This is a genomic window from uncultured Campylobacter sp. (assembly GCF_938045535.1).
In the GTDB taxonomy this organism is placed as follows: Bacteria; Campylobacterota; Campylobacteria; order Campylobacterales; family Campylobacteraceae; genus Campylobacter_B.
Map to the genome: position 1 here is coordinate 1 of NZ_CALIMQ010000257.1, position 3,697 is coordinate 3,697.

General features: G+C 48.5%; 2 protein-coding genes. Both read left to right on the top strand.

Annotated features, from left to right (window positions below):
* The first annotated feature begins 267 nt into the window (after positions 1-267).
* Positions 268-2,493, top strand: coding sequence for a primosomal protein N' (gene priA, locus Q0095_RS08140; RefSeq protein ID WP_297882999.1), 2,226 nt, complete (start codon positions 268-270; stop codon positions 2,491-2,493).
* Positions 2,494-2,612: 119 nt separating this feature from the next.
* The gene (locus Q0095_RS08145) at positions 2,613-3,536 is read left to right on the top strand and encodes a hypothetical protein (RefSeq protein WP_297882997.1); all 924 of its coding nucleotides are present in this window, start codon (positions 2,613-2,615) and stop codon (positions 3,534-3,536) included.
* Positions 3,537-3,697: the final 161 nt, after the last annotated feature.

Below are 3,697 nucleotides of genomic sequence, written 5' to 3' on the forward strand. Positions count from 1 at the left end.
TTCAAAACTAAGGAAATTTCTGAAATTTCGCAGCTTAAATTTAGCTCGTTTCAAAGCACGCTTGCAAATTTTATTGCGCATTACTATGTTTGCGAAAAGGGCGTTGCATTCGGGATCTTTGAGCCTGCGAGCGAAACCGAGCGAGATTTTGCAAATCCTGCTACCAAGCAGGATTGTACTTCAGAGCAAACTCCCGCAGGTGAGCGAAATTTAGCACTTGGCATAGATTCTAGCGCCATACAAAATTCCGCCACCGCGCCGAATTTCGTGCAAAAGCAAAATTTAAAGCAGGCGCAAAATATTATCTCTCAAAATTTGACGTTCAATTCTACCGCCAATTCTATCCAAGCGTTTGACGACGGGCAAAATTCCGTTTCAATTCAAAAATTCACATCAGATCAAAATTCCGCTGCCACGAAGACCGCTATAAATTTTGCTGCCCCGCCGGGTTCGGCATACAAACAAAATTCCATCATCGTGCAAAATTTAACCCAAGAGCGGGATTTTGCCGAGGGAGAGAATTACGTTTCGATTCAAAATTCTGCTTCAGCGCAAAATTCCATCTCAATTCAAAATTCAGACGCCGCGGCACAAAGCCCAGTCCCGCCGTCGCTACCCCCGCTTCAAATAGGTAAAATTCCAAACCTCACCCCCGCACAGGAGCAAGCGCGTAAATTTGCCGAAGCCAATGAAACGTCGCTGATCTTCGGCGATACGGGCAGCGGCAAAAGCGAAATTTATATCGCGCTAATCGCGCAGGTGCTCGCTGCGGGTAAGCAGGCGTTGTTTTTGATGCCCGAGATTTCGCTAACGCCGCAGATGACGAAGCGGCTACAGAGCTATTTCGGCGAGCGGCTCGGCGTTTGGCACTCCAAAATTTCGCCCAAGAAAAAGCGCGAAATTTTAGCGAAATTTAATGCAAGCGAGATCCGGCTCATCGCGGGCGCCCGCTCAGCGCTGTTTTTGCCCTTTAGCGATCTGGGGCTCATCGTCGTGGATGAGGAGCACGACGACAGCTACAAATCCGCTGCCGCGCCGCGCCTAAATGCTCGTGACGCCGCGATTTTCGTCGGCAAGAAGCTCGGCATCCGCGTAGTTTTGGGCTCCGCGACGCCCGCGCTTAGCACCTACGCGAAGCAGCCACACTTCCGCCTGCGCGGCACCTATTTTAGCAGCGCCAAGCGCTTCATTTTCGATGAGAGCGAGACGGGGCTGAGCCCTAAAATTTTAACCGAGATCGGGCGCAGCCTCGAAACCGGCAAGCAGGCTGTCGTGTTTTTGCCGACGCGCGCGAACTACAAATATATGGTCTGCGAAAACTGCGGGCAGATCGTGCGCTGCCCGTTTTGCGCCGTCGGGATGAGCTATCACGCGGACGCTGCGGCGCTGAAGTGCCATTACTGCGGCTTTAGCACGTTTTACAAGGCATCTTGCGAAAACTGCGGCGGCGAGGTGATGCAGGCGCGCAAGATCGGCACGGGCGAGCTTGCGGCACAGCTTGCGGCGCGTTTCCCAAGCGCCCGCATCGCAAAATTTGATCGCGATGAGATCACCACGCAGCGCAAGCTTGAGGCGCTACTCAATAACTTCAACGCCCATAAAATCGACATTTTAGTAGGCACGCAGATGCTTAGTAAGGGGCACGATTACCACGGCGTGGATCTTGCGGTGATAATGGGGATCGACGAGCATCTGAGCTATCCCGATTTTAGGGCGCGTGAAAAGACGCTGGCGCTTGCGATGCAGGTGGCTGGCCGCGCGGGCCGCTCGGGGCAGGGCAGGGTCGTCATACAGACGCGCCAGAGCAGCTTTTTTAGGGATTATATCGAAAACTACGATGATTTTTTGCGCGACGAGGCTGAGTTTCGCGAGGGGCTCTATCCGCCCTATATGCGGCTTTTGCGCGTGCTGATCTCGCATAAAAACGAAAAGGCGGCAAGCGAGATAATGAACGTGGCGCTTGATCTTTTGCGCCGCAAACGGGCGGGAGGTAGCGCGTTTGCATCGCATGATAGATTGGATACAGGCTCGAAGCGAGCAAGTTTAGATGCTTTAAATTTAGAAAATTCTGCGCAGCAGGGCAGTAAGCAGATGTCAAATTTTAAATTTCAAGGCTCGGATTTGCGCGAGAGTTATGTAAATTTAAGCTCCCAAAAAAACGCTTCAAATTTAAAAAATGCCGCGCAAATTTCAGCTTGCGACGAGGAAGCGGACAACGTGAATTTAAAGCCTGAAAGAAACGAGATCGCGCAAAATTTTATAAATTTAGCGGCCGAAAATCTTGCCGAAAATTTCGTGCAGTATTTGAAAGAGAAGACGAGCGAGAGCTTTGAGATCATCGGCTACGGCAAGGCGGGTATCGCCTACATCGCGTCGAAATTTCGCTTTGAAATTCTGCTGCGCGCTAGCTCGCACGTGCCGCTGATTAATGCCGCGCGCGCGCTTGAGCATCTACCCGTCGAGATTGATATGGATCCCGTAAACTTCGGCTAGACGGAGCTTTTAAAATTCGAGCGAAATTTTATCCGCCGCGTACGCCTTTTTGCAGCGTTTGTTTGCGGAGCGGGCTAAAAAAGAGAGGCAAAATTTCGGGTAAAATTTAAGGAGACGATTTGAGCGATAATTTAGATGAATTAAGAGAAGCCTTACGCGGAAGATACGCGAAGGCGTCTTGCGGATCGCAGACGGATAGTGACGAGCCCGATGCTTGCAATCTGAATTTAAAATCGGATTTAAAACTAGATGGCTCGGAGTTTGCAGATGATAGTACAGAAACATATACCTACAAGAACGCGAGCCTTTCGAGCAAGGATAATACCATAATCATAGATTATGACAGAGCCCCATTAATCATCACGGATCATCTCTATCGCGATTACGTTAAATATCAATTCCCTGCGATGTGCTGCGTATTTTTAATATTTTTGTTTTTTGCCATCATCGTGGTGGGTCCGCCAGAGCTAGGCGTATTGCGGATGTTTATCCTAGTGCTCTTACCACTCATAGAGGCGGCTAGGCGCGAGGGCGAAGCATATTTCGTGATGACGAACTCCGCCGTCGCGTATTATAAAAAGGGCGAAATTGTGAAATTTTTTGAGCTACAAAAGATCGGTGCGATGGCGGTTAGCTTCGATTGCAGATGGAGTTGGAGGCAGCAAATGCCGTTTGCCCTTAAGATCGTTATCGCCGTTTGGGTTTTACTCGCGCTTAAGTTTGGCGGAGACGACGAAAGCGTGAGTGTTAATATTAGAAATATAGTTTGTATTTTTACTATGGTACTTACCCTGCTTTACGGCTCTAAGATATTTATGCATCTACATAATGGCAGCCTCGGATTTTTCGGCATTCACGATCAGCTCGTGCTATATAAAGAAAACGCCAACGTCGATATAATGAATATTTTGATGGCAAACAAAGATGAATACGTGCAGCTACGAGAGTATTTCTTAGCCGTGCTAAATGTCGATATAGACGAGCTGCGGCGCACGATGTCGGTTTTCGATGAAAAGATAGAATTTAAGAAATTTAAATTCTAAATCGGTGCGTTTGAGAGTTTGTTCGCAGGAGCAAATATAGACTCCGTGAGTTTTGGCTAAGCGTGCAGTTAAGCGAATTTTATTTATATAAATTTTGCCCGCGGAATTTACATGATACGACGATAAATTTTACGCCCCGTCATTCTTATATCAGATTAAAA